This is a genomic window from Amycolatopsis sp. NPDC004169 (genome assembly GCF_040610315.1).
Lineage (GTDB): Bacteria > Actinomycetota > Actinomycetes > Mycobacteriales > Pseudonocardiaceae > Amycolatopsis.
In genome coordinates, this window is record NZ_JBEXMD010000003.1 from 112,572 (window position 1) to 131,548 (window position 18,977).

The window sequence follows — 18,977 nt, forward strand, 5'->3', positions numbered from 1 at the left end:
GGTTCGTACGCTTGTACGCTCCACTCTGGAGAGTCCGCAGCTGGACGGCTATTTCTGTACTAGTACAGATGGCCTTCTGTACTAAGTCAGGAGACCGCCGTGAAGTACCTCGCCATCGCCGACGAGCTGCGCGGCCGGATCGCCCGCGGGGAGCTGCCGCCGGGCGCGCGGGTGCCGTCCACCCGGCGGCTGGCGGCGGACCACGGCGTCGCGACGGCGACCGCGGCGAAGGCGCTGGAGCTGCTGGGCCAGGAGGGGGTCGTCCGCGCCGAGCCGCGGTCCGGCACGGTCGTCGCCGGCCGGGACCACCGCGGCGGCCGCCGCGGGCTCACCCGCGAGCAGCTCGTGCGGACCGCGATCACCATCGCCGACACCGAGGGCCTCGGCGCGCTGTCGATGCGCGGGGTCGCGGCCCGCCTCGGCGTCGCGGCGATGGCGCCGTACCGGTACGTGCGGAGCCGGGACGAACTGGTGCTGCTCATGGCCGACGCCGCGTTCGGCGAACGCGGCTACCCGGCGAAGCCTTCGGGCGACTGGCGTGACCGGCTGGCCCTCGGCGGCCGCACGCTCTGGTCGCTCTACCGGCGGCACCCGTGGCTGGCCCAGCTGGGCCCGATCACCCGGCCGCTGCCCCTGCGCAACCTCGCCACCCACGGCGAGTGGGCGCTGTCGGCGCTGGCCGAGCTGGGCGTGGACGCGGCGACGCTGTGCGACCTGCACGTCGTGTTCTTCAGCCACGTCCAGGGCCTGGCGATCCACCTGGAACGCGAGCAGAGCGCGCAGGCGTCGTCCGGGCTGACCGAGGACGGCTGGATGGACCACCAGAGCACCGCGGTCGCGGCCATGACGGCCGGGCACCCGACGTTCGCCAAGATGTTCGCCGAGCTCACCGAAACCGGCTACGACCTGGTGCTGGACGACATCTTCGAGTCCGGCATGCGCGCCCTGCTGGACGGCCTCGCGCTGCGGTACCGCCGCTAGGCGGCGCAGGAGCCGGTGGAGACGTTCGTCGTCTGTGTCGGCGCCGCGTCGACCTCGGCGCGCACCTGCTCCGCCGTCAGCGTGAAGCCGGTCTCCGGGTCCTCCACCGCGGCCCCGAAGACGACGCCGATGACCTTGCCGTCCGGGTTCACCATCGGGCCGCCCGAGTTGCCGCTGCGGATCTCGGCGCGGACGGTGAAGACGTCCCGCTGCACGGTGTTGGCCTCGTAGATGTCCGGGCCGCGCAGGTTGATCCGCCCGCGCACGCGCGCCGGCGTCGCCCGGTACGGGCCGTCGAGCGGGTAGCCGAGCACCACCGCGCTGTCGCCCGCCCGCGCCGTCTCCGGCGCGAACTGCAGCGGCTGGGCCCGCAGCCGCGGCACCGCGAGCACCGCGATGTCGACCTCCGGGTCGAAGTAGACGACGCGGGCCGGGTAGTCGCCCTGGGTCGTCTCGATGCCGACGGTGTCGGTGCCCGCCACGACGTGCGCGTTCGTCATCACCCGCTGCGGCGCGATCACGAACCCGCTGCCCTCCAGCGACCGCGAGCACGAGCTGGCCGTGCCGCGGATCTTGACCACGCTGCCGTGCAGCTGCTGGACGATGCCGCTGGTCTGCAGCGCGGGGTCCGGCGGCGAGGTGTCCGCCGTCGGCGCCTTCTGGAACGGGTCCACGATGGACGGGAAGCCGGACGCGTCGAGCAGCTTGCGCAACTGGCTCGGGAGGCCCTGCGCGGCCTCCGGCATCGCGTCGTTGACCTTGCCGAGGACCAGGGAGTTGTTGATCCCCTTGGGCAGCCAGGGCAGGGCGGACACCGTGGTCAGCGGCGTCGCGATCAGCCACGCCACCACGAGCACGACCATGGCCTGCACGATGGCGCCGAGGGTCTTGTCGACCCCGCGCAGCTTGTCCGGGTTGATCTTCTGCCGCAGCCGGCGGCCGACGTAGACACCGATCGCCTCGCCGAGCGCGACCAGGAACACCACGGTCGCGACCGCGATCGCGACCTTCCACACCTGGTCGTCGAAGAACGCGACCACCACCGGTGCGAGCTTGATCCCGGCGACCGCGCCGAGGATCACGCCGACGAGCGACGGCAGGGCGACGAGCACCCCCTGGTACGCGCCGGACACCGCCGCCAGCACCGCCAGCGACAGCACCAGCACATCGACCCAGTTCACGGTGTCACTCCCCGCTCAGCAGCCGCGCTCGGAACGCGGCCAGCGCTTGGTCGAGGTCCCGGACGTCGCCCGAGTCCCACTCGCGCTCCCAGCCTCCCAGGCCCAGGAGGACGGACAGCAACCCGGCGGTGAACCCCCAGACGAACAGGCCGCCGACCTCGAAGGCCGGCCCCTTCCAGGGCATCCCCTTCTTCTGCACGGTGAACCGGTTGGCCGGGTCGACCAGGTCGGCGATGGGCACGCGCGCGACCGACGCCGTCTCGGCCGGGTCGACCGCGTGCACCGGCGACGGCTCGGCCCAGTGCGCCAGCACCGGCGTCACCGCGAAGCCGGACACCGGGACGAACAGCTCCGGCAGCACCGCGACCGGCCGGACGCCGGACGGGACAACGCCGGTCTCTTCTTCGGCTTCGCGCAGCGCGGTGCCGATCGGGCCGCCGTCGCCCTCTTCGGCGCCGCCGCCGGGGAAGGCGACCTGGCCGGCGTGCGAGCCCAGCGTGTCGGCGCGGCGCTGGAGCAGGATGTCCGGCTCGCCGTCGGCTTCCCGCTCACCGAACAGGATGAGCACCGCGGCGGGCCGGGTGAAGGCGTCTTCGGGCGGGCTGAAGCGGGTGAACGTCTTCGAATCGACTTCGCCGCTCACCTTGACCAGCGGCCGGAGCCACTCGGGCACCGACTCGGGTTCGACCAGTGGTCCGATCACGATGCCCCCTCGACTGCCGCGCGCACCTGGTCAGTGTTCACGAAGGTGGGTGGATTCGCGATGAACCGGATGTCGCCGGTCGCGGTGACGAGGTAGGACGCCGGGAGTCTCGGCGGCACTTTCAGCGCGGTCCGGACCGGGCCGGTCTGCCCGTTGCCGTCGTACACCGACGGCAGGTGCACGCCCAGCTTGGCCAGCAGGTCGAGCCCGTCCTTCGCCGGGCTCTGCACCTGGACGCCGAGGACGCGGACCGCGCCCTGCTGCTTCGCGTATTCCTGGAGCACGGGCAGCTCGGTCCGGCACGGCTCGCACCACGAGGCCCACACGTTGACCAGCGCCGGAGCCCCGGCGAGGGCCTTCCCGACGTCGACGCTCCCGCCGTCGCCGAGGCAGTCCGCCGTGACGCCTTCGAGCTGTTTCACCGGCTGGGCCGCGCCCGCGGCCGGGCACGGCCGGAGCGCCGCCGCGGACCGGGCGGTCCCGAGGTCGCCGGACGGCTTCGCGGCCGAGTCGTCACCCCCGCGCGGCAGCAGCGCGACGATCAGCGCGACCGCCAGCACGGCGGCGGCGAGTGCCCACTTGGTGACTCTCGTCACCGGGGCGCCGCCATGGCCAGGATGTGGTCCTTTTCTTCGCCTTTGACCAGCTTCGCGGCCTCTTCGAACCCGGTCGGCCCGGTGCCGTACGACGGGCAGTCCTTGGCCAGCGGGCAGGCACCGCAGGCCGGCTTCTTGGCGTGGCAGACGCGGCGGCCGTGGAAGATCACCCGGTGGGAGAGCATCGTCCACTCCTTGCGGGGGATCAGCTCGCCGACCGCGTGCTCGACCTTGACCGGGTCCTCCTCCGCCGTCCAGCCCCAGCGCCGGACCAGCCTGCCGAAGTGGGTGTCGACGGTGATCCCCGGCACGTCGAAGGCGTTGCCGAGGACGACGTTGGCGGTCTTGCGGCCGACGCCGGGCAGGGTGACCAGGTCTTCGAGCCTGCCCGGCACCTCGCCGCCGAAGCGCTCGACGAGGGCGGCGCCGAGCCCCATCACGGAGTTCGCCTTCGCCCGGTAGAACCCGGTGCTCCGGAGGTACTCCTCCAGCTCGGTGCGGTCGGCACCGGCGTAGTCGGCGGCGGTCCGGTAGCGCTTGAACAGCGCGGGCGTGACGAGGTTCACCCGGACGTCGGTGGTCTGCGCGGACAGCACGACCGCGACCAGCAGTTCCAGTGGTGTGGTGAAGTCGAGCTCGCAGTGGGCGCCGGGATACACGTCGTCCAGGCAACGCTTCATCCGCCTTGCGCGTCTCACCAGAGCCAATCGGCTTTCACCAGCGCCCTCACGGGGGGCGTTCGTGGTGGCAGGTGGCACCCCGATAGCCTACGGGCGCCGTCGGACGAGCCGGTGACTGCACCGGTGGACGACCGACACGCCAGAGCACCACCTCGGCGCGTTTTCCGGCCGCCATGAGCGAGGATCTGGAGTAGATGCTTTTCATCGAGTGTTTCGGGGTCCGGTCATGACTGTCTGGTTCGTCATCCTGGTCCCATTGGTGATCATGTTCTTCGCGCTCTTCATGGAGCGGGTCGAGAGCAGGCTCAAGCACGTCGCGGTGCAGGAGAACGAGGTCGAAGAGTTCCTCGAGCAGGCGCAGCCCAACGAGGTCAGAGCGCTCTACGGGCACGGCATCGGCCGCGCGCTGGAGCTGTTCCGGCTGCGTAGGCTGGGCGGACGGGCAGCCAGGCTACGCGCGCGTCGCGTGCGGAGTTAGGCTCCACGTTCGAACGAGATCGTTTCCGCCGCTCGCGAGTCCGGCGGGCGATCTCGGGAGTACGCCCTAGACTGACGCGCAAGTGATCGGCGTCACGCTCCTCGAGCAACGGGGAGCGTGATCGTTTCTCGACGAGGAGGCACCCGAGGTGGACGAAACCCTGGCCCGTGCGGGCATATTCCAGGGTGTTGAGCCGGCAGCGGCGGAGGCGCTGGCCCAGACCTTGGAGTCCGTGGAGTTCCCCCGCGGCCATGTCATCTTCAACGAGGGTGAACCCGGCGACAAGCTCTACATCATCCAGTCCGGCAAGGTGAAGATCGGCCGCAAGTCCCCGGACGGCCGCGAGAACCTGCTGGGCATCTTCGGCCCGTCCGACATGTTCGGCGAGCTGTCCATCTTCGACCCCGGCCCCCGGACGTCGAGCGCGACCACGGTCACCGAGGTCCGCGCGGTCACCATGGACCGCCCGGCCCTGCGCCAGTGGATCTCGACCCGCCCCGAGATCGCCGAGCAGCTGCTGCGCGTGGTCGCGCGCCGCCTGCGCCGGACGAACAACATGGTCGCGGAACTGATCTTCACCGACGTCCCGGGCCGCGTGGCGCGGGCGCTGCTGCAGCTGGCGCAGCGCTTCGGCAGCCAGGAGGCGGGCCTGCTGCGGGTCACGCACGACCTGACGCAGGAAGAGATCGCCCAGTACGTCGGCGCCTCCCGCGAGACCGTCAACAAGGCGCTCGCCGACTTCGCCCACCGCGGCTGGCTGCGGCTCGAAGGCAAGAGCGTGCTGATCCTGGACCCGGAGCGGCTGGCCCGCCGGGCCCGCTGAGCCCTTAGCGAAAGAAGGCCCCTCGGCGAGCCGAGGGGCCTTCTTCTTGCCTGGCAACAACTGTGCCTTCGAACAACAAAGAGCCGGGCGCCACCCCCGACGTGGCGCACCGGCTCTTCGTTGTTTGCGCGGACCATCCCCCGACGATCCGCGCTCCCCGCCCTCCGGGCCAGGCCCCGACCCGTGTGCCGGAGGGAGCTGGGTTTTTCTGTGCTGTTGTTCAACCATCACGGCCCATACCCACGAATTCAAGGCCATTCACTCTCAAGGACGCCGTCTGAGCCGTTTCGTTGCAGGAGTCCACGGAGAATATCGTGAGTGTTACCTGATCGAGACCTGTCGCACCGGATACAAGATCCACCGCCAGTCTGCCGGTGACCAACCTGACCGTCAAATAACTGGTACCGACGTACCACTCTGCGGCATACTTGTACGCGTGTCCCACTCTGCCTCGAACCACGAAAGCCGCACCACCCTCGCCGACTACCGCACCGCGCTGACGACTCGCGCGGCCCGGTGGCCCGCCGTCGCGTCCGTGCTCGCCCGCCTGCCGATCGCCATGATCGGCATCTCGGCCCTGCTCTACGTCCAGCGTGAGACGGGTTCCTTCGCCACCGCCGGGCTCGTCTCGGCCGGTTCACTCGTCGGGGTGTCGGTCGGCGCGGTGGTGCAGGGCAGGCTGATCGACCGGTTCGGGCCGACGCGGCCGCTGCTCGTCGTCTCGCTGCTGCTGGCGCTGTCGATGAGCGCGCTGGTGGTGGCCATCGAGTCGCACGCTTCGACCGCCGTGCTGGTCGCGTTCGGCGCCCTCACCGGGCTGACCGAGCCGATGGTCGGATCGGCGTCGCGGGCGCTGTGGGGCAGGCTGCTGCCGCCGGGCGGGCCGCGCAACGCGGCGTTCTCGTACGAGGCGATCAGCATGGAGGTCTTCTTCATCCTCGGCCCCGGTGTGGCCGGGCTGCTGGTCATGGCGCCGTGGGCGGGCACCGGCCTGGTGCTGGGGGTCGCGCTGCAGTTCACCGGCGCGGTGCTGTTCGCGCTGAGCCCGGCCGTGCGGGCGTGGGGGCCCGCTTCGGGGTCCTCGGGCTCGCTGCTGGGCGCGCTGGCGAGCCCGGGCATGCGCACGCTGGCCATCGCGGCGCTGGGCTTCGGCGTGGTGATCGGGTTCGTCGAGGTCGCCGTACCGGCCGCGGCCACCGAAGCGGGTTCTCCTTCGGTGGGCGGGTTGCTGCTGTCGGCGTGGTCGCTGAGCTCGGTGGCGTTCGGCGTCGCCTACAGCCTGCGGCCGTGGCCGCGGCAGCTCGGCCTGCGGCTGCCGGTGCTGCTCGGCGGCTTCGGTGCACTGGTCGCGCTGCTCGCGTGGCCGTCTTCGCTGTGGGGCCTGGCGCTGATGATGCTGCTGGCCGGCGCGCTGATCACCCCGCAGTCGACGGCCCACTCGACGACGATCGAACTGGTGGCGCCGTCCGGGACCGCGGCGGAGGCGTTCGGCTGGGTGCTGACGGCGGTGACGCTGGGCCTGGCGGCCGGCCAGTCGATCAGCGGGTACGTCGTCGAGCACGCCGGCCCTGGCGCGGCGTTCCTGGCGGCGAGCGTGGCCGGGGTGGTGCTGGCGCTGGTCGTGTGGCTGCTGCGCGGCACGGTCCGGTCCGCCGCCGCTCCGGTCGAGCCGCGGTCGCTGGTCAACGCGTAGCTCCGCGGTTTTTGTCGGTACCCGCCGCTAGCTTGCGGGCATGGACCTCACCACGCCTGCCCACCGCCTCTCGGCGGCCGTCTCCGCCGCGTCACGCCTGCTGCCGGCCCGCACCGGGCTCCGCCTGCAGGCCGGCGCGGTGGGTTTGACGGTCGCCGGCGGCGCCGCGGACCTCGCGGTCCGGTTCGGCTGCCCGGCGACCACGCACGCGGAGGGGTCGGTGGTCGTCCCGGCCGCCCCGCTGGCGGAGACGCTGAAGGTGCTCGACGCAGAGCGGGTGCGCTTGGTCGTCGAGGGCACGCGCTTGGCGTTGCGGCTGGACAACGCCCGGTTCGCGCTGCCGCTGCTGCCTTCTTCCGGGTCGCTTCCGGACCCACCCGCACAGGTTTCCGAAGTGGCGGGAGAAGCGTTCGCGTCGGCGGTGCGGACGGTCGCGGGAACGGCGGCCAAGGACGACCCGCTCCCGCTGTTCACCGGCGTCCGCCTGCAGGCTGCCGGCAACGTCTTGACGTTGACGGCGTCGGACCGCTACCGGATGGCGGTGGCCCGGCTGCCGCTGCTCGCGCCGGGGTCGCTGGACGTGCTGGTCCCGGCGGCCCTGCTGACGGAGGCGGCCCGGCAGGCGCGCGGCCGGGTGGGCCTGCACGTCGCCGCGGGGCGGTTCGGGGTGAGCTGGGCGGAAGGTCTGGTCGCCACCGCGGTCCTGGACGCGGGCTTCCTGTCCGAGGAGTCGATCCCGTCGGGCGCGGTGGACACCACGGTGACCCTGGAGGCGGACGCCTTGGCGGCGGCGGTCCGCCGGGTGGGGGTGTACGCGGAGGACAGGCGGGTCCTGGCGCTGGAGGTCGGGGACGCGCAGGTCCGGCTGGCGAGCGCCCGGCAGGACACGGGCGAGGCGGAGGAAGTCCTGAAGGCGGACGTCGGCGGCGGCCGGACGTCACCGTCGTTCCAGGCCCGGTACCTGCTCGACGCGCTGGCGGCGTTCGCGGGCGAGCGGGTGGTGCTGTCGATCCAGCCGGGGATGCGGGCTTGCGTCCTGCGCGCGGCCGAGCCCGGGGAGGTGGCGCTGACGTACTACCTGATGCCGATGCTCAGCCGATGATCTCGGTCAGGTCCTGGAGGGCAACTCCGGCCGCCGGGCCGGCGGTGAACTGGCCGACGGTCATGGCGGCAGCGCCGAAGCGCTGCGCGTAGGCCTGCCGCAGGTGCGGTGACGAGCGGCCGAGTGCCCATTCCATGGTCGAGTTGCTGGTGCGCAGGAAGTCGATCGGCATGCGGCCGAGCACGTAGAGCTCCGCGCGGCGCTCATCGCCATCGAGGACCAGGCCGGCCAGGTCCGCGACGAGCATGCGTTTGCGCATGGCATCGCGGCCCTTCCACCGACCGGCCTTGAATTCCGCCAGCCGGAAGTTGGTCTCGAGGTCGAACTTCCGGCTGGGATCGTTCCCGGCGGCCAGCGAAGGACGGCGGACGATCCGCTCGCCGGGCTTGAGGATCTTCGGCAGCGCCCGGACGATCATCGCCGCGTGGATGAGGTCGTTGACCCGCCCGGCGTGCTCCCGGACCAGGAGCGCCGCCTCGAGCAGTTCGCCCGTCAGGCCGCCGTCGCGATCGGCGAGATCCTCGAGGCCGGCGTCGGTCAGCTCGGTTTCCAGCCGGCTGACCCGAGCGGTCAGGTCTTCGGCGGTCAAGAACGCGACCAGGTCGGCGAAGGCCTGCCCGAGGTCGCTCCCGACCGGCGTCGCGGGTTCGTGCGGAAGCGGGCTCGTCGGGAAGCCGAGGCGCCGGAGCTGGCGGATCGCATAGTGGGAGATGAAATCGGTCCGTGGAACGCCGAGCGCACGCTCGAAGATCTGCCGCGGCGGCCACCGCTGCTCGCCGATGGACACCCAGTGCGTGCGGATCTGCTCCGGCCCACCGCGGGCCGCCGCGCTCAGCACCTGGGCGCGGCTCAAGCGGTACGGCTCGCCGTTGAGTACGAAGTCGATCGCGTGCTGGTCGTCCACAGGCTCTGAGTCGCCCGCGCACCTCCACGCGCTACACCGTCCGCACAAAGGACGGGCCGCCTCCCGGAACGGGAAGCGGCCCGGCCACGCTCAGCCGGCCGAAGCTGCCTTGACCGCCGCCTCGACCTCGGCGAACGACGGGTTGACCATCGCCTTCGAACCCACGATCACCGTCGGCACCGTCTCGTTGCCGTTGGCCACCTCGCGCACCCGTGCCGCCGCGGCCGGGTCCTCCCAGATGTTGATCGCGCGGATGGTGAAGCCGCTCTTCGACAGCGGCCTCTCCAGGGCCGCGCAGAAGCCGCAGCCCGGCCTCCAGTAGAACTCGACCTCGACGTTGCTCATCCGTTCTCCTCCGACCGCAAGTAGTCCAGCTGCGCCTGCACGCTCCACTCGGCCGGCGCCCACAGCGCCCGGTCGACGTCGGCGTACACGACCTCGACGACCTGGCGCGGGGTGGCGTCCGGCCCGAGTGTCTTCAGGGCCGAACGCACCTGGTCGAGCCGCTGTTCCCGGTGGGCAAGGTACTCACGGGCGGTCGAGGGCAGATCGAGGAGCTCCGGGCCGTGCCCGGGCAGCCCGACCGTCCCGGCCGGGAGCTCGATCAGCTTCCGCAGCGACCGCAGGTAGTCACCGAGGTCGTGCAGCACCGTCGTGCCGCGGCCGAGGATCGTGTCGCCCGTCAGCACCTGGCCGTCGAGGACCAGGGACACCGAGTCGTCGGTGTGGCCGGGCGTGTGCAGGACGCGGAGGGAGAGCCCGCCCGCCGACAGCACCGAGCCGTCCACAAAGGACGGAGCACCGATGCACAGCGCGGGGTCGAACGCCCGCACCGGAGCGCCGACGCGCTCGGCGAACCACGGCGCGCCCTCGGCGTGGTCGGGGTGGTGGTGCGTCAGCACGATCAGCTCGACCGGCCCGACCGCGGCCAGCAGCTCGAGGTGCTCGAGGTCGCGGTAGCCCGGGTCGACGACCACGGCCGGGCTCGACGGCGTCGCCCGCAGCACCCAGCTGTTGGTGCCCTCCAGCGTCATCGACGACGGGTTGTTCTCCAGCAGCACCGAAGCCGTCTCGGACACCTGGCGCAGCACGCCGTAGGCGGGGGCGCTCATCGCGGCTCCAGGACGACTCGGACGTGGTCGTTCTCGCGGATCAGCGTCGGCGCGATCCGGACGATCTCGCGCGGCGCGTTCAGCACGTCGTCGGCGGTGGCGAACTCCGCCAGCTCGCTCAGCGTCAGCCACGTCGGCGGCATCAGCATCCGGCGGCCTTCGCGCGCGTCCGCGATGGCGTCTTCGGGACGCTGCCAGCCGGAGCTCGACGCCTCCGACGTCGCCCCGTCGGCTTCCTGGCCTTCGGGCAGCTTCGCCACGTAGAACCGGGTGTCGTAGCGACGCGGCTCCTGCTCGGGCGTGATCCAGTGCGCCCACGGGCGCAGGAGATCCGCGCGCAGCGTGAGGCCCGCGTCGGCGAGGAAGCCGGCCAGCGACACCTCCCGCGTTTCGAGGGCCTGGCGGGCCGCCGCGTACGGCGTGACGTCCGTCAGCACCTCGTCCGCGCCGCCCGCGAGCAGCACGCCGGACTCCTCGAACGTCTCGCGCACGGCCGCGCAGGTCAGCGCCCGCGCGAGCGCCTCGTCACAGCCGAACCGCGCGGCCCACCACGACGGCTCGGGACCGGCCCAGGCCACCGACGTGTCCGCGTCGCGCCGGTCGACCCCGCCGCCGGGGAACACGGTCATCCCGCCGGCGAACGGCATGCCCTTGACCCGGTGCTGCAGGAAGACCTCGACGCCGTCGGCGCCGTCCCGGACCAGGATGACGGTGGCCGCGTCCTTCGGCGTCGCCGGCGGGCCGTCGGCGTTCGCGCGGGTGGCCACCCCCGCGCCGACCGGGATGTCGAAGACAAACTCCTTTGGCTGCTCCACCCGGGCAACATACCTCCGGTACCCGACGTCCCGTCGCGCACTTGTGGCACGCCGGACACGGAAAAGGCGGCACCTCCCGGAGGGAAGTGCCGCCTTTCGTGAACGCCAGTCCTACGGAGCGGTCCAGCCGCGCTGGTCGCCGCCGGAGCGGGACGCGCCGTTGAGCCGCATCTTCGCCGCCTCGGCCCGCTCGCGCTCGGCCAGCTCGGCGTGCAGCTCGCGCAGCAGCGCCCGGTCGCGCTCGCTCAGGCTCGGGTCGTCGAGGTCCAGCGCCGGCAGCTCGACGACCTCGTGCATCGACGGCTTGCCCGCGGCGATCTCGCGGCCCTTCTCCGGGTCCTCGGCCAGCGCCTGCCGCAGCTGCGCCACCTCGGCCGGGGTCAGGTCGGCGGTGCGCTCGGCCCGGGTCTCCGACCGCGCCTTGCGGGGCGGCTCGGCGGCGGGCGGCGAGACGATCGGCACCACCGGGGCGACCGGCTCGGCCGGCGCCGTCGTGGTGCTGCTCGAACGCATGCTGTGCCTGCTGCCCGACTCCGCGACCGGCTCCGAGCTCACCGGGGCCGCGGCCGGCTTGACGGGCTCCGACCGGTACGACGACGAGCTCGACGTCGTGCTGCCGGTCACCCACGCCGGTGACGCGGCCGCCGAAGCGGCCTGGTGGTACTCGGAGTGCGCGACGCCGGGGCCGCTGACCTCGACGACCGAGTGGATCCCGGCCCGGCGCAACGCCGTGTCGACGCGGAACGCGACGGCGGGCGGGTTGCCGTCCGGCCCCAGCTCGACGAGCACCACGCGCTGCGGCAGCGCGCCCGGCACGCTGCCGGCCGGGGTGTTGCGCCACACCGCGTGCACCGAGCGGACGTCCGGCAGCACCTGCAGCGTGCGGTCGAGCGCCTCGGCGATGCCGAACTCCGGCGCGTTGTCGCCGGTGAACCGGTGCGTGTTGACCGGCTCGGTCTCGTCGACCAGCAGGTCGTTCGCCAGCGTCGCGTCCGAGCGGCTCATCTCGAGCACCAGCGCGAGCTCGCGCTGCTCGGCGGAGCTGACCGGGATCCGGCCCGCGATGAGCGTGCCGGTGGTCAGCTCGACCGCCTCGTCGATGTGGGCCCGGGCGATCAGCTCACGCGCTTCGGTGAGTGCGCTGTCGTCGATCCGGCCCGCCAGGGCCAGCAACAGGTTGTGCAGGCGCAGGGGCACCGAGAACCCGTCCATGGGCGGGCCGTCGTGGACCTCCACCATTGCCTTGCTCCCTCCCAGCTCGCTGGCGGGCGAGCGTTATGCGGCTACTAGCCGGGTCCCCGCCACGGCGCCCACGCAGACCAGCTCTGAGTCGGCCAGCGCGGCCCGGTGGTACCCCGGCAGGTCGAAGCGCGGCGGGATGACCTCGACGCTGGGCTCTTCGTCGCCCAGGACCCGCAGCACCCGCTGCAGTTCGCCGGTCAACCTCGGCAGCCCCGCCAGTGCGGTGATCAGCAGGACGCGCTTGGCGGTGCCCTGCCCGACCACACCGACGTGTCGCCAGCTCTGCCGCACTTCCCCCACGTCCGGGCGTCCTCGCAACGTTGCGTGGATCAACACGGACACGGAGTCGACCGAGTTAACCCATTCGGGCGCACTCGACGTGAATGTGTACCGGTTCTCGGTGACGTCGTCTACCCCCAGCGTCGAACTGACCTGGTGCCAGTCGGCGCCGTGCGGGATGAGACCGGCCACGAGCAGCCGGTACTCCGTTTGGTCGAGGTCGATCCTGTGCTTAAGCAAAGACCTCGGCAGGGTCCGCGCGAGGGTGCCCATGGCGCCTTCGCCGAGCCAGTCGCGGAACCGCCACAGCAGCTGGTCGGGCAGCCGCCCGGCCAGCCGGATCAGCAGCTCGTGGGTGGACTGCTCGATGTCCGGGTCCATCACTGCACCTCCACGATCAGTTCGACCTCCACCGGCGAGCCGATGGGCAGCTCCGCGACGCCGACGGCCGAGCGGGCGTGGATGCCCGCGTCGCCGAAGACCTCGCCGAGCAGTTCGGACGCGCCGTTGACGACCGCGGGCTGACCGGTGAAGCCCTCCGCGGAAGCCACGAAGCCGACAACCTTGACGATCCGCGCGACGTTGTCAATGCCGACCAGTGCGTGCACGGCCGCGAGCGCGTTGAGCGCCGACGTGCGGGCGTGGCCCTTCGCCTCTTCGGGGCTGATCTCCGCGCCGACCTTGCCGGTCGCGGCGAGCACGCCGTCGACGAAGGGCAGCTGGCCGGAGGTGTAGACGTGCTTCCCGCTCTGGACGGCGGGCACGTACGCGGCCAGCGGGGCCGCGACGCCGGGCAGCTCGATGCCGAGCTCCTTCAGCCGTTCGCTCCAGCTCACCGGGTCAGCCCTTCGCACGCTTCAGGTAGGCGACGTGCTGCTCGCCGGTCGGGTTCGGCAGCACGGTGACCAGCTCCCAGCCGTCCTCGCCCCACTGGTCGAGGATCTGCTTCGTCGCGTGGATCAGCAGAGGGACGGTGGCGTACTCCCACTTGGTGGCGCTCATGAACCGGGAGCGTAGCCAAGCGGGCAAGCGCCTCGTGGAGCGCCGCCGGATTAAGCCTCGCGACGCGCCGGACTGTGGCCCATCTCACGCCGACGCGCGACCGGCCGCGCGCCGCTAGCGTTGACGGGGTGGAGACGTGGCGGGTGCTCGCGACGGCGCTGCTCGCGGCGGCCGGGCTGCCGCTGGTGCTCGTCGTGATGGCGAAGGTGCGCGACCGGACGCAGAGCTCCGGTTCGGTCGCGCTCGGCGGGGTGATCACCTTCACCCTGCTCGCGGTGGTGGGCGTGCTCACCCTGACGGTGCTGCCCGGCGCTGTGAGCTGGGCACTCGTCGCGGCGGTGGCCGCTGCGGTCGGCGTCATGCTGCTGGCCAGTTGAGCGCTGAATTAGGGTGAAGAAGTGACCATTCCCCATGCCGGCTGGACCGACGAGCTCGCCAGGGCCCGGCTGCACTTCGTCACCGGCAAGGGCGGGACGGGCAAGACGACGCTCGCCGCCGCGCTCGGCCTCGCGCTCGCCCGCGAAGGCCGTCGCGTGCTGCTCATCGAGGTCGAGGGCCGTCAGGGCATCGCCCAGCTCTTCGACACCGAGCCGCTGCCCTACGCCGAGCAGCGCATCGCGTCGGTCCCGGGCGGTGGGGAGCTGCGCGCGCTGCACATCGACGTCGAAGCCGCGCTGCTCGAGTACTTCGAGATGTTCTACAACCTGGGCTTCGCCGGCCGGACGCTGCGGCGGATGGGCGCGATCGAGTTCGCGACCACGCTCGCGCCGGGCCTGCGGGACGTCCTGCTCACCGGGAAGATCAAGGAGTGCGTCGGCCGGACCGAGTCCGACGGGCGGCACACGTACGACGCCGTCGTCGTCGACTCGCCGCCGACCGGCCGGGTGGTCAAGTTCCTCGACGTCACCAAGGCGCTGACCGACCTCGCGAAGACCGGCCCGATCCGCGGCCAGGCCGAAGGCGTGGTGCGGCTGCTGCACTCGGGCCAGACCGCGGTGCACCTGGCCACGCTGCTGGAGGAGATGCCGGTCCGCGAGACCGTCGAGGCCGTGGCCGAGCTGGACGGCGCCGACCTGCGCCCGGGCGCGGTGCTGGTCAACCGGGTCCGGCCGCCGCGACTGCCCGCGCGGTCGGTGACCGCCGCCGCGGACGGCCGCGTCGACGCCTCCCGCGTCCGCGACGGGCTCGCCTCGGCCGGGCTGAAGCTGCCGGAGGACACGCTGGAGTCGCTGGTCGAGGAGACCGTCGAGCACGCCGTGCGGGTCGCCGCCGAGCAGCGGGCCCGCGAGCAGCTCGCCGAGGCCGACCTGCCGACGCTGGAGCTGCCGGACCTGACCGACGGCATCGACGTCGCCGCCCTCTACGACCTGGCCGAAGCCCTGACCGACCAGGGGGTGCGGTTGTGACCACCATCGACATCGACGCGCTGCTCGACGCCCCGGAGAGCCGCGTGATCGTCTGCTGCGGCTCCGGCGGCGTCGGCAAGACGACCACCGCCGCGGCGCTGGCCCTGCGCGCGGCCGAGCGCGGCCGCCAGACCGTGGTGCTGACCATCGACCCCGCACGACGGCTGGCACAGGCGCTCGGCCTGCGCGAACTCGGCAACCACCCGAAGCAGGTGCAGGTCGAGGGCTTCGAGCCCAAGGGCGAGCTCTGGGCGATGATGCTCGACATGCGCCGCACCTTCGACGACATGGTGCGCGTGCACGCCGGCCCGGAACGCGCCGAGCAGCTGCTCCAGAACCCCTTCTACCAGACGATTTCCACGTCGTTCTCCGGCACGCAGGAGTACATGGCGATGGAGAAGCTGGGCCAGCTCGCCGCCACCGGCGAGTGGGACCTGATCATCGTCGACACCCCGCCGAGCCGGTCCGCGCTGGACTTCCTCGACGCGCCGACACGGCTGTCGAGCGCGCTGGACGGCCGGATGATCCGCCTGCTCACCGCGCCGGCCAAGGCCGGCGGCTGGGGCCTGCGCAAGGTCGTCAACGCCGGGTTCTCGATGTTCGCCAAGGCCGTGTCGACGATCATCGGCGGCCAGCTGCTGACCGACGCCTCGGCCTTCATGCAGGCCTTCGACAGCATGTTCGGCGGCTTCCGCGAGCGCGCGCGCAAGACGGCGGAGCTGCTGCGCTCGTCCGGGACGTCGTTCCTGGTCGTGGCCGCGCCGGAGCCGGACGCGCTGCGCGAGGCGTCCTACTTCGTGGAGCGGCTGTCGGCCGAGTCGATGCCCCTGGCCGGGCTGATCGCGAACCGGACCCACCCGGTGCTCGCGAAGCTGTCCGGCGCGGAGGCGCTGGCGGCGGCCGAGAGCCTGCAGAACGCGCCGCTGGCCGAGGCCGTGCTGCGGCTGCACGCCGACCGCGTCCAGCTGGCCGCGCGCGAGGAACGCCTGCTGGCCCGGTTCACCAGGGCGCACCCGGAGGTGGCGCTGGCGAAGGTGCCCGCGCTGGCCGGCGACGTGCACGACCTCGGCGGCCTGCGCGACATCGGCTCGAAGCTCGCCGGCTGAGCGGCGCGGGCGGCGCGGCAGCAGGTCCGCGCCGCCCGCGGCCGGTCAGCCGACCTCGACGCGCTCCTGCGCGTCGCGCTTGGCCGCTTCGAGCAGGTCGGCCCAGCTCTCCACGTCCGGGCGGCGGCGCAGCAGTGCGCGCCGCTCGCGTTCGGTCATGCCACCCCAGACGCCGAAGTTGATCCGGCCGTCGAGCGCTTCGGCGAGGCATTCAGTGCGGACCGGGCAGCCCATGCAGACCGCTTTCGCGCGGTTCTGCTCCGCACCCCGGACGAACAGGCCGTCCGGATCGGCGTCCCGGCAGGACGCGTTGATTCGCCAGCTCGACTGGTTGGTTTCCATACCCCCAGCTCCCTACCCTGGTGATCGACGCACCAGCGGGGAAAGGCACTGCGCTCCTTGCCCCCGCGAGCGTGTCTCCCTCAGCTCACGTCGGTTACCCGGGCACCTCCCCGGTGCCGGTGCCGCCGTTCGGCCGACGCGAGCTCCCACCCGCGTTGATCCATCCGTCGGCTTTTCTTCGTGAGACGTTGACGGACTGTAGGGGCCCTCGGTTCCCCCCGTCGAGACCCAGAATGCCTTCCGTTACCAGTTGTCACCGAAGGGGGCCTGTTTTGTCACTGATTTCACACCTTCGGAGACACGGCGTCACCGGCGCCTGATCCGTTCCGGGTAGCCTGGCCCTCGTGCGAAAAGCGGATGGTTTGTTCAAGCTCATCGGCCTCTGTCTGCTCGCGGGGGTGCTCGTCGCCGGCATGCTCTTCCCGGTCGTGGGGGCCGCGGGCGTCATGTCGAACCAGGCCAGCGAGACGGTGGAGAAGACCTCCTCCGACCTCGCGGACATCCCGCCGCCGCTGGTGACGACGGTCACCGACAGCACCGGCAAGCCGATCGCGACCCTGTACGACCAGTACCGGCTGCCGATCACCGAGGACCAGATCAACGAGGCCATGAAGTGGGCGCTGGTCTCGGTCGAGGACAAGCGGTTCTACGAGCACCACGGCGTCGACTGGCAGGGCACGCTGCGCGCGGCCGTCAGCAACAGCACCGGCGCGGACACCCAGGGTGCCTCGACGCTGACCCAGCAGCTGACCAAGAACTACCTGATCAACGTCGTCTACCGGAACGACCCGATCGGCCAGAAGAAGGCCCAGGAGCAGTCGATCTCCCGGAAGCTGAAGGAAGCCCGGATCGCGATCAACCTCGAGACGAAGCTGACCAAGCAGCAGATCCTGGCCAACTACCTCAACATCGTCGAGTTCTCCCGCCAGATCTACGGCATCGGCGCGGCGGCGCACGCGTACTTCGACACCACCCCGGAGAAGCTCACCGTGCCGCAGGCCGCGCTGCTGGCCGGCCTGGTGAACAACCCGATCAACAACGACCCGTGGAAGCACGCGGACAAGGCCACCGCCCGCCGCAACCTGGTGCTCGACCGGATGGTCGACAACCGGAAGCTGGCGAAGGCCGACGCGGACCGCTTCAAGGCCGAGCCGCTCGGCGTGGTCCCGGACGGCCCGAAGAAGCCGCCGGCCAACTGCATCGGCGCCGGCCCGGAGTCCGGGTTCTTCTGCCAGTACGTCGAGGACTACCTGCTCAAGGCGAGCGGGATGACCAAGGACCAGCTCTACACCGGCGGCTACACGATCAAGAGCACGCTGGACGAGCGGGCCAACCACGAGGCGAAGGTCTCGGCGGAGGCGCAGGTCGACAAGACCCAGCCGTACGTCGCGAACACCCTCTCGCTGGTCCGGCCGGGCAAGAACCGGCACGAGGTCGTCGCGCTGGCGGCGAACCGGGACTACGGCCAGAACCAGGACGCGGGCCAGACGACGTACGCGCTGCCCACGGGTGTCTACAACACCGGTGGCGCGGGGTCGACGTACAAGATCTTCACCACCGCGGCGGCGCTGGACAAGGGTGTCGCCGGGATCTACACGCCGGTGCAGGTGCCGGACACCTACATTTCGCACGTGTACTCCGGTGGTGGCAACAACTGCCCGCCGACCGGGCCGCCGCTGCGCTCCCGCTGGTACTGCGTCGGCAACGCCGGTGACTACAGCCGCATCGCCGAGGGCGCGACCGTCCAGACCGCGCTGGCGACCTCGCCGAACACCACGTTCGTCGAGCTCGAAGACCGGCTCGGCAGCACGGCACCGGGTATCGACATGGCCAAGCGGCTCGGCATGCGCGACACGATGGCGAGCAACGTCGGCGGCGGAACGGTCGACCCGAAGGCGGACAAGCCCGAGAAGAGCCAGAGCCAGGCCGAGTACTACGGCCCCAAGGGCAGCTGGCCGGGCTTCGGCGCGTTCACCCTGGGCTTCAGCCCGCTGAGCGGCCTGGAACTGGGCAACGTGGCCGCGACCATCCTGTCCGGCGGCGTCTGGTGCCCGCCGACGCCGATCGCCGGGGTGACCGACCGCAACGGGAAACCGGTGCCGATCAAGGAAGCCGCGTGCGAGCAGGCGGTGCCCGAGGGCCTGGCGAACACCCTCGCCGTCGGGATGAGCAAGGACGACCAGCCGGGCGGCACCTCGGCCCGCGCGGCCGCGGACGTCGGCTGGGACCGCCCGATCATCGGCAAGACGGGCACCACGCAGGGCAACGTCTCGGCGACCTTCGTCGGTGGCACCCCGCAGCTGGCGGGCGCGGCGATGACGTTCAAGTTCGGCGGCGGGCAGGGCGGTATCTGCGACGCCGGCCCCGGCAACGTCCGGGTCTGCCCGAACGGCAACATCTTCGGTGGCAAGGCCCCGGCACGGACCTGGTTCGGCGCGATGAAGAACATCCTGGACGCCAGCCAGCCGCGGATGGAACTGCCGGGCCCGGACCCGAAGTACCTGGGCGGCGCCGCCCGCTAGGCACGACCGA

General features: G+C 71.8%; 22 protein-coding genes. 9 read left to right on the forward strand and 13 right to left on the reverse strand.

Annotated features, from left to right (window positions below; translation table 11 throughout):
* The first annotated feature begins 99 nt into the window (after nt 1-99).
* The gene (locus ABZX11_RS05100) at nt 100-981 is read left to right on the forward strand and encodes a GntR family transcriptional regulator (RefSeq protein WP_176174293.1); all 882 of its coding nucleotides are present in this window, start codon (nt 100-102) and stop codon (nt 979-981) included.
* Here ABZX11_RS05100 and ABZX11_RS05105 read toward each other — a convergent pair.
* Genes ABZX11_RS05105 through nth form a run of 4 tightly spaced genes read right to left on the reverse strand, consistent with a single transcriptional unit; the run spans nt 978 to nt 4,141 of the window.
* Entirely contained in the window at nt 978-2,162 is a 1,185-nt protein-coding gene (locus tag ABZX11_RS05105; protein WP_354910044.1) for a MarP family serine protease, read from the reverse strand. The genes ABZX11_RS05100 and ABZX11_RS05105 overlap by 4 nt on opposite strands.
* 4 nt (nt 2,163-2,166) lie before the next feature.
* Nucleotides 2,167-2,865 (reverse strand): CoA pyrophosphatase, encoded by a 699-nt coding sequence (locus ABZX11_RS05110; protein WP_176174291.1) that lies wholly within the window; start codon nt 2,863-2,865, stop codon nt 2,167-2,169.
* The gene (locus ABZX11_RS05115) at nt 2,862-3,461 is read right to left on the reverse strand and encodes a TlpA disulfide reductase family protein (RefSeq protein WP_354910047.1); all 600 of its coding nucleotides are present in this window, start codon (nt 3,459-3,461) and stop codon (nt 2,862-2,864) included. Before ABZX11_RS05115 ends, ABZX11_RS05110 begins: the two co-directional genes overlap by 4 nt.
* Nucleotides 3,458-4,141: an endonuclease III gene (gene nth / locus ABZX11_RS05120; protein WP_176174290.1), complete on the reverse strand. Its 684-nt coding sequence runs from the start codon at nt 4,139-4,141 to the stop codon at nt 3,458-3,460. Before nth ends, ABZX11_RS05115 begins: the two co-directional genes overlap by 4 nt.
* A gap of 226 nt (nt 4,142-4,367) precedes the next feature.
* Here nth and ABZX11_RS05125 point away from each other — a divergent pair, with 226 nt between their 5' ends.
* The 4 genes from ABZX11_RS05125 (at nt 4,368) to ABZX11_RS05140 (ending at nt 8,237) form a co-directional block, all read left to right on the forward strand.
* The gene (locus tag ABZX11_RS05125) at nt 4,368-4,619 is read left to right on the forward strand and encodes a hypothetical protein (RefSeq protein ID WP_013230551.1); all 252 of its coding nucleotides are present in this window, start codon (nt 4,368-4,370) and stop codon (nt 4,617-4,619) included.
* Between the two features lie 148 nt (nt 4,620-4,767).
* A complete protein-coding gene (locus tag ABZX11_RS05130) occupies nt 4,768-5,442 on the forward strand; it encodes a Crp/Fnr family transcriptional regulator (protein WP_003081747.1) in 675 nt (224 codons plus the stop codon).
* A gap of 436 nt (nt 5,443-5,878) precedes the next feature.
* Nucleotides 5,879-7,135, forward strand: coding sequence for an MFS transporter (locus tag ABZX11_RS05135; protein WP_354910050.1), 1,257 nt, complete (start codon nt 5,879-5,881; stop codon nt 7,133-7,135).
* 40 nt (nt 7,136-7,175) lie between these two features.
* Nucleotides 7,176-8,237, forward strand: a complete 1,062-nt coding sequence (locus ABZX11_RS05140) for a DNA polymerase III subunit beta (protein WP_354910053.1) — start codon at nt 7,176-7,178, stop codon at nt 8,235-8,237.
* On the opposite strand, the gene ABZX11_RS05145 is transcribed toward ABZX11_RS05140, so the two are convergent.
* The 8 genes from ABZX11_RS05145 to ABZX11_RS05180 all read right to left on the reverse strand — a co-directional run bounded on the left by ABZX11_RS05145 (nt 8,227) and on the right by ABZX11_RS05180 (nt 13,591).
* A complete protein-coding gene (locus tag ABZX11_RS05145; RefSeq protein WP_354910056.1) occupies nt 8,227-9,141 on the reverse strand; it encodes a hypothetical protein in 915 nt (304 codons plus the stop codon). The two genes, ABZX11_RS05140 and ABZX11_RS05145, sit on opposite strands and share 11 nt — an antisense overlap.
* Nucleotides 9,142-9,231: 90 nt before the next feature.
* A complete protein-coding gene (locus tag ABZX11_RS05150) occupies nt 9,232-9,486 on the reverse strand; it encodes a glutaredoxin domain-containing protein (protein WP_176174286.1) in 255 nt (84 codons plus the stop codon).
* Complete coding sequence (locus tag ABZX11_RS05155; RefSeq protein ID WP_354910060.1) at nt 9,483-10,253, reverse strand: MBL fold metallo-hydrolase; 771 nt, start codon at nt 10,251-10,253, stop codon at nt 9,483-9,485. Before ABZX11_RS05155 ends, ABZX11_RS05150 begins: the two co-directional genes overlap by 4 nt.
* Nucleotides 10,250-11,068 carry an NUDIX domain-containing protein gene (locus tag ABZX11_RS05160; RefSeq protein ID WP_176174284.1) on the reverse strand — a complete coding sequence of 273 codons (819 nt, stop codon included), beginning with the start codon at nt 11,066-11,068 and terminating at the stop codon, nt 10,250-10,252. The genes ABZX11_RS05155 and ABZX11_RS05160 overlap by 4 nt, the downstream gene beginning before the upstream one ends.
* Nucleotides 11,069-11,179: 111 nt before the next feature.
* A complete protein-coding gene (locus ABZX11_RS05165) occupies nt 11,180-12,307 on the reverse strand; it encodes a hypothetical protein (protein ID WP_354910063.1) in 1,128 nt (375 codons plus the stop codon).
* Between the two features lie 36 nt (nt 12,308-12,343).
* The gene (locus tag ABZX11_RS05170; protein ID WP_043789124.1) at nt 12,344-12,970 is read right to left on the reverse strand and encodes a hypothetical protein; all 627 of its coding nucleotides are present in this window, start codon (nt 12,968-12,970) and stop codon (nt 12,344-12,346) included.
* The gene (locus ABZX11_RS05175) at nt 12,970-13,425 is read right to left on the reverse strand and encodes a RidA family protein (RefSeq protein WP_086840822.1); all 456 of its coding nucleotides are present in this window, start codon (nt 13,423-13,425) and stop codon (nt 12,970-12,972) included. Before ABZX11_RS05175 ends, ABZX11_RS05170 begins: the two co-directional genes overlap by 1 nt.
* A gap of 4 nt (nt 13,426-13,429) precedes the next feature.
* Nucleotides 13,430-13,591 (reverse strand): DUF4177 domain-containing protein, encoded by a 162-nt coding sequence (locus ABZX11_RS05180; protein WP_176174282.1) that lies wholly within the window; start codon nt 13,589-13,591, stop codon nt 13,430-13,432.
* 128 nt (nt 13,592-13,719) lie between these two features.
* Here ABZX11_RS05180 and ABZX11_RS05185 point away from each other — a divergent pair, with 128 nt between their 5' ends.
* From ABZX11_RS05185 to ABZX11_RS05195, 3 genes are read left to right on the forward strand one after another with little or no spacing between them, the layout of a single operon-like run.
* Nucleotides 13,720-13,968 (forward strand): hypothetical protein, encoded by a 249-nt coding sequence (locus tag ABZX11_RS05185; RefSeq protein WP_176174281.1) that lies wholly within the window; start codon nt 13,720-13,722, stop codon nt 13,966-13,968.
* Between the two features lie 21 nt (nt 13,969-13,989).
* Nucleotides 13,990-14,997 carry an ArsA-related P-loop ATPase gene (locus tag ABZX11_RS05190; RefSeq protein ID WP_176174280.1) on the forward strand — a complete coding sequence of 336 codons (1,008 nt, stop codon included), beginning with the start codon at nt 13,990-13,992 and terminating at the stop codon, nt 14,995-14,997.
* Nucleotides 14,994-16,103: an ArsA family ATPase gene (locus tag ABZX11_RS05195; protein WP_354910067.1), complete on the forward strand. Its 1,110-nt coding sequence runs from the start codon at nt 14,994-14,996 to the stop codon at nt 16,101-16,103. The genes ABZX11_RS05190 and ABZX11_RS05195 overlap by 4 nt, the downstream gene beginning before the upstream one ends.
* Before the next feature lie 45 nt (nt 16,104-16,148).
* Here ABZX11_RS05195 and ABZX11_RS05200 read toward each other — a convergent pair whose 3' ends face one another.
* Complete coding sequence (locus tag ABZX11_RS05200) at nt 16,149-16,445, reverse strand: WhiB family transcriptional regulator (protein ID WP_176174278.1); 297 nt, start codon at nt 16,443-16,445, stop codon at nt 16,149-16,151.
* Between the two features lie 344 nt (nt 16,446-16,789).
* Between ABZX11_RS05200 and ABZX11_RS05205 the strand changes: the two genes are divergently transcribed.
* Nucleotides 16,790-18,967: a transglycosylase domain-containing protein gene (locus tag ABZX11_RS05205; protein WP_254897080.1), complete on the forward strand. Its 2,178-nt coding sequence runs from the start codon at nt 16,790-16,792 to the stop codon at nt 18,965-18,967.
* The last annotated feature ends 10 nt before the right edge of the window (nt 18,968-18,977 follow it).

Coding starts and splice junctions, on each gene's coding strand:
- nth (WP_176174290.1), bottom strand. CDS start 4,141: ATGAAGCGTTGCCTGGACGACGTGTATCCCGGCGCCCACTGCGAGCTC.
- ABZX11_RS05125 (WP_013230551.1), top strand. CDS start 4,368: ATGACTGTCTGGTTCGTCATCCTGGTCCCATTGGTGATCATGTTCTTC.
- ABZX11_RS05140 (WP_354910053.1), top strand. CDS start 7,176: ATGGACCTCACCACGCCTGCCCACCGCCTCTCGGCGGCCGTCTCCGCC.
- ABZX11_RS05150 (WP_176174286.1), bottom strand. CDS start 9,486: ATGAGCAACGTCGAGGTCGAGTTCTACTGGAGGCCGGGCTGCGGCTTC.
- ABZX11_RS05155 (WP_354910060.1), bottom strand. CDS start 10,253: ATGAGCGCCCCCGCCTACGGCGTGCTGCGCCAGGTGTCCGAGACGGCT.
- ABZX11_RS05165 (WP_354910063.1), bottom strand. CDS start 12,307: ATGGTGGAGGTCCACGACGGCCCGCCCATGGACGGGTTCTCGGTGCCC.
- ABZX11_RS05170 (WP_043789124.1), bottom strand. CDS start 12,970: ATGGACCCGGACATCGAGCAGTCCACCCACGAGCTGCTGATCCGGCTG.
- ABZX11_RS05180 (WP_176174282.1), bottom strand. CDS start 13,591: ATGAGCGCCACCAAGTGGGAGTACGCCACCGTCCCTCTGCTGATCCAC.
- ABZX11_RS05200 (WP_176174278.1), bottom strand. CDS start 16,445: ATGGAAACCAACCAGTCGAGCTGGCGAATCAACGCGTCCTGCCGGGAC.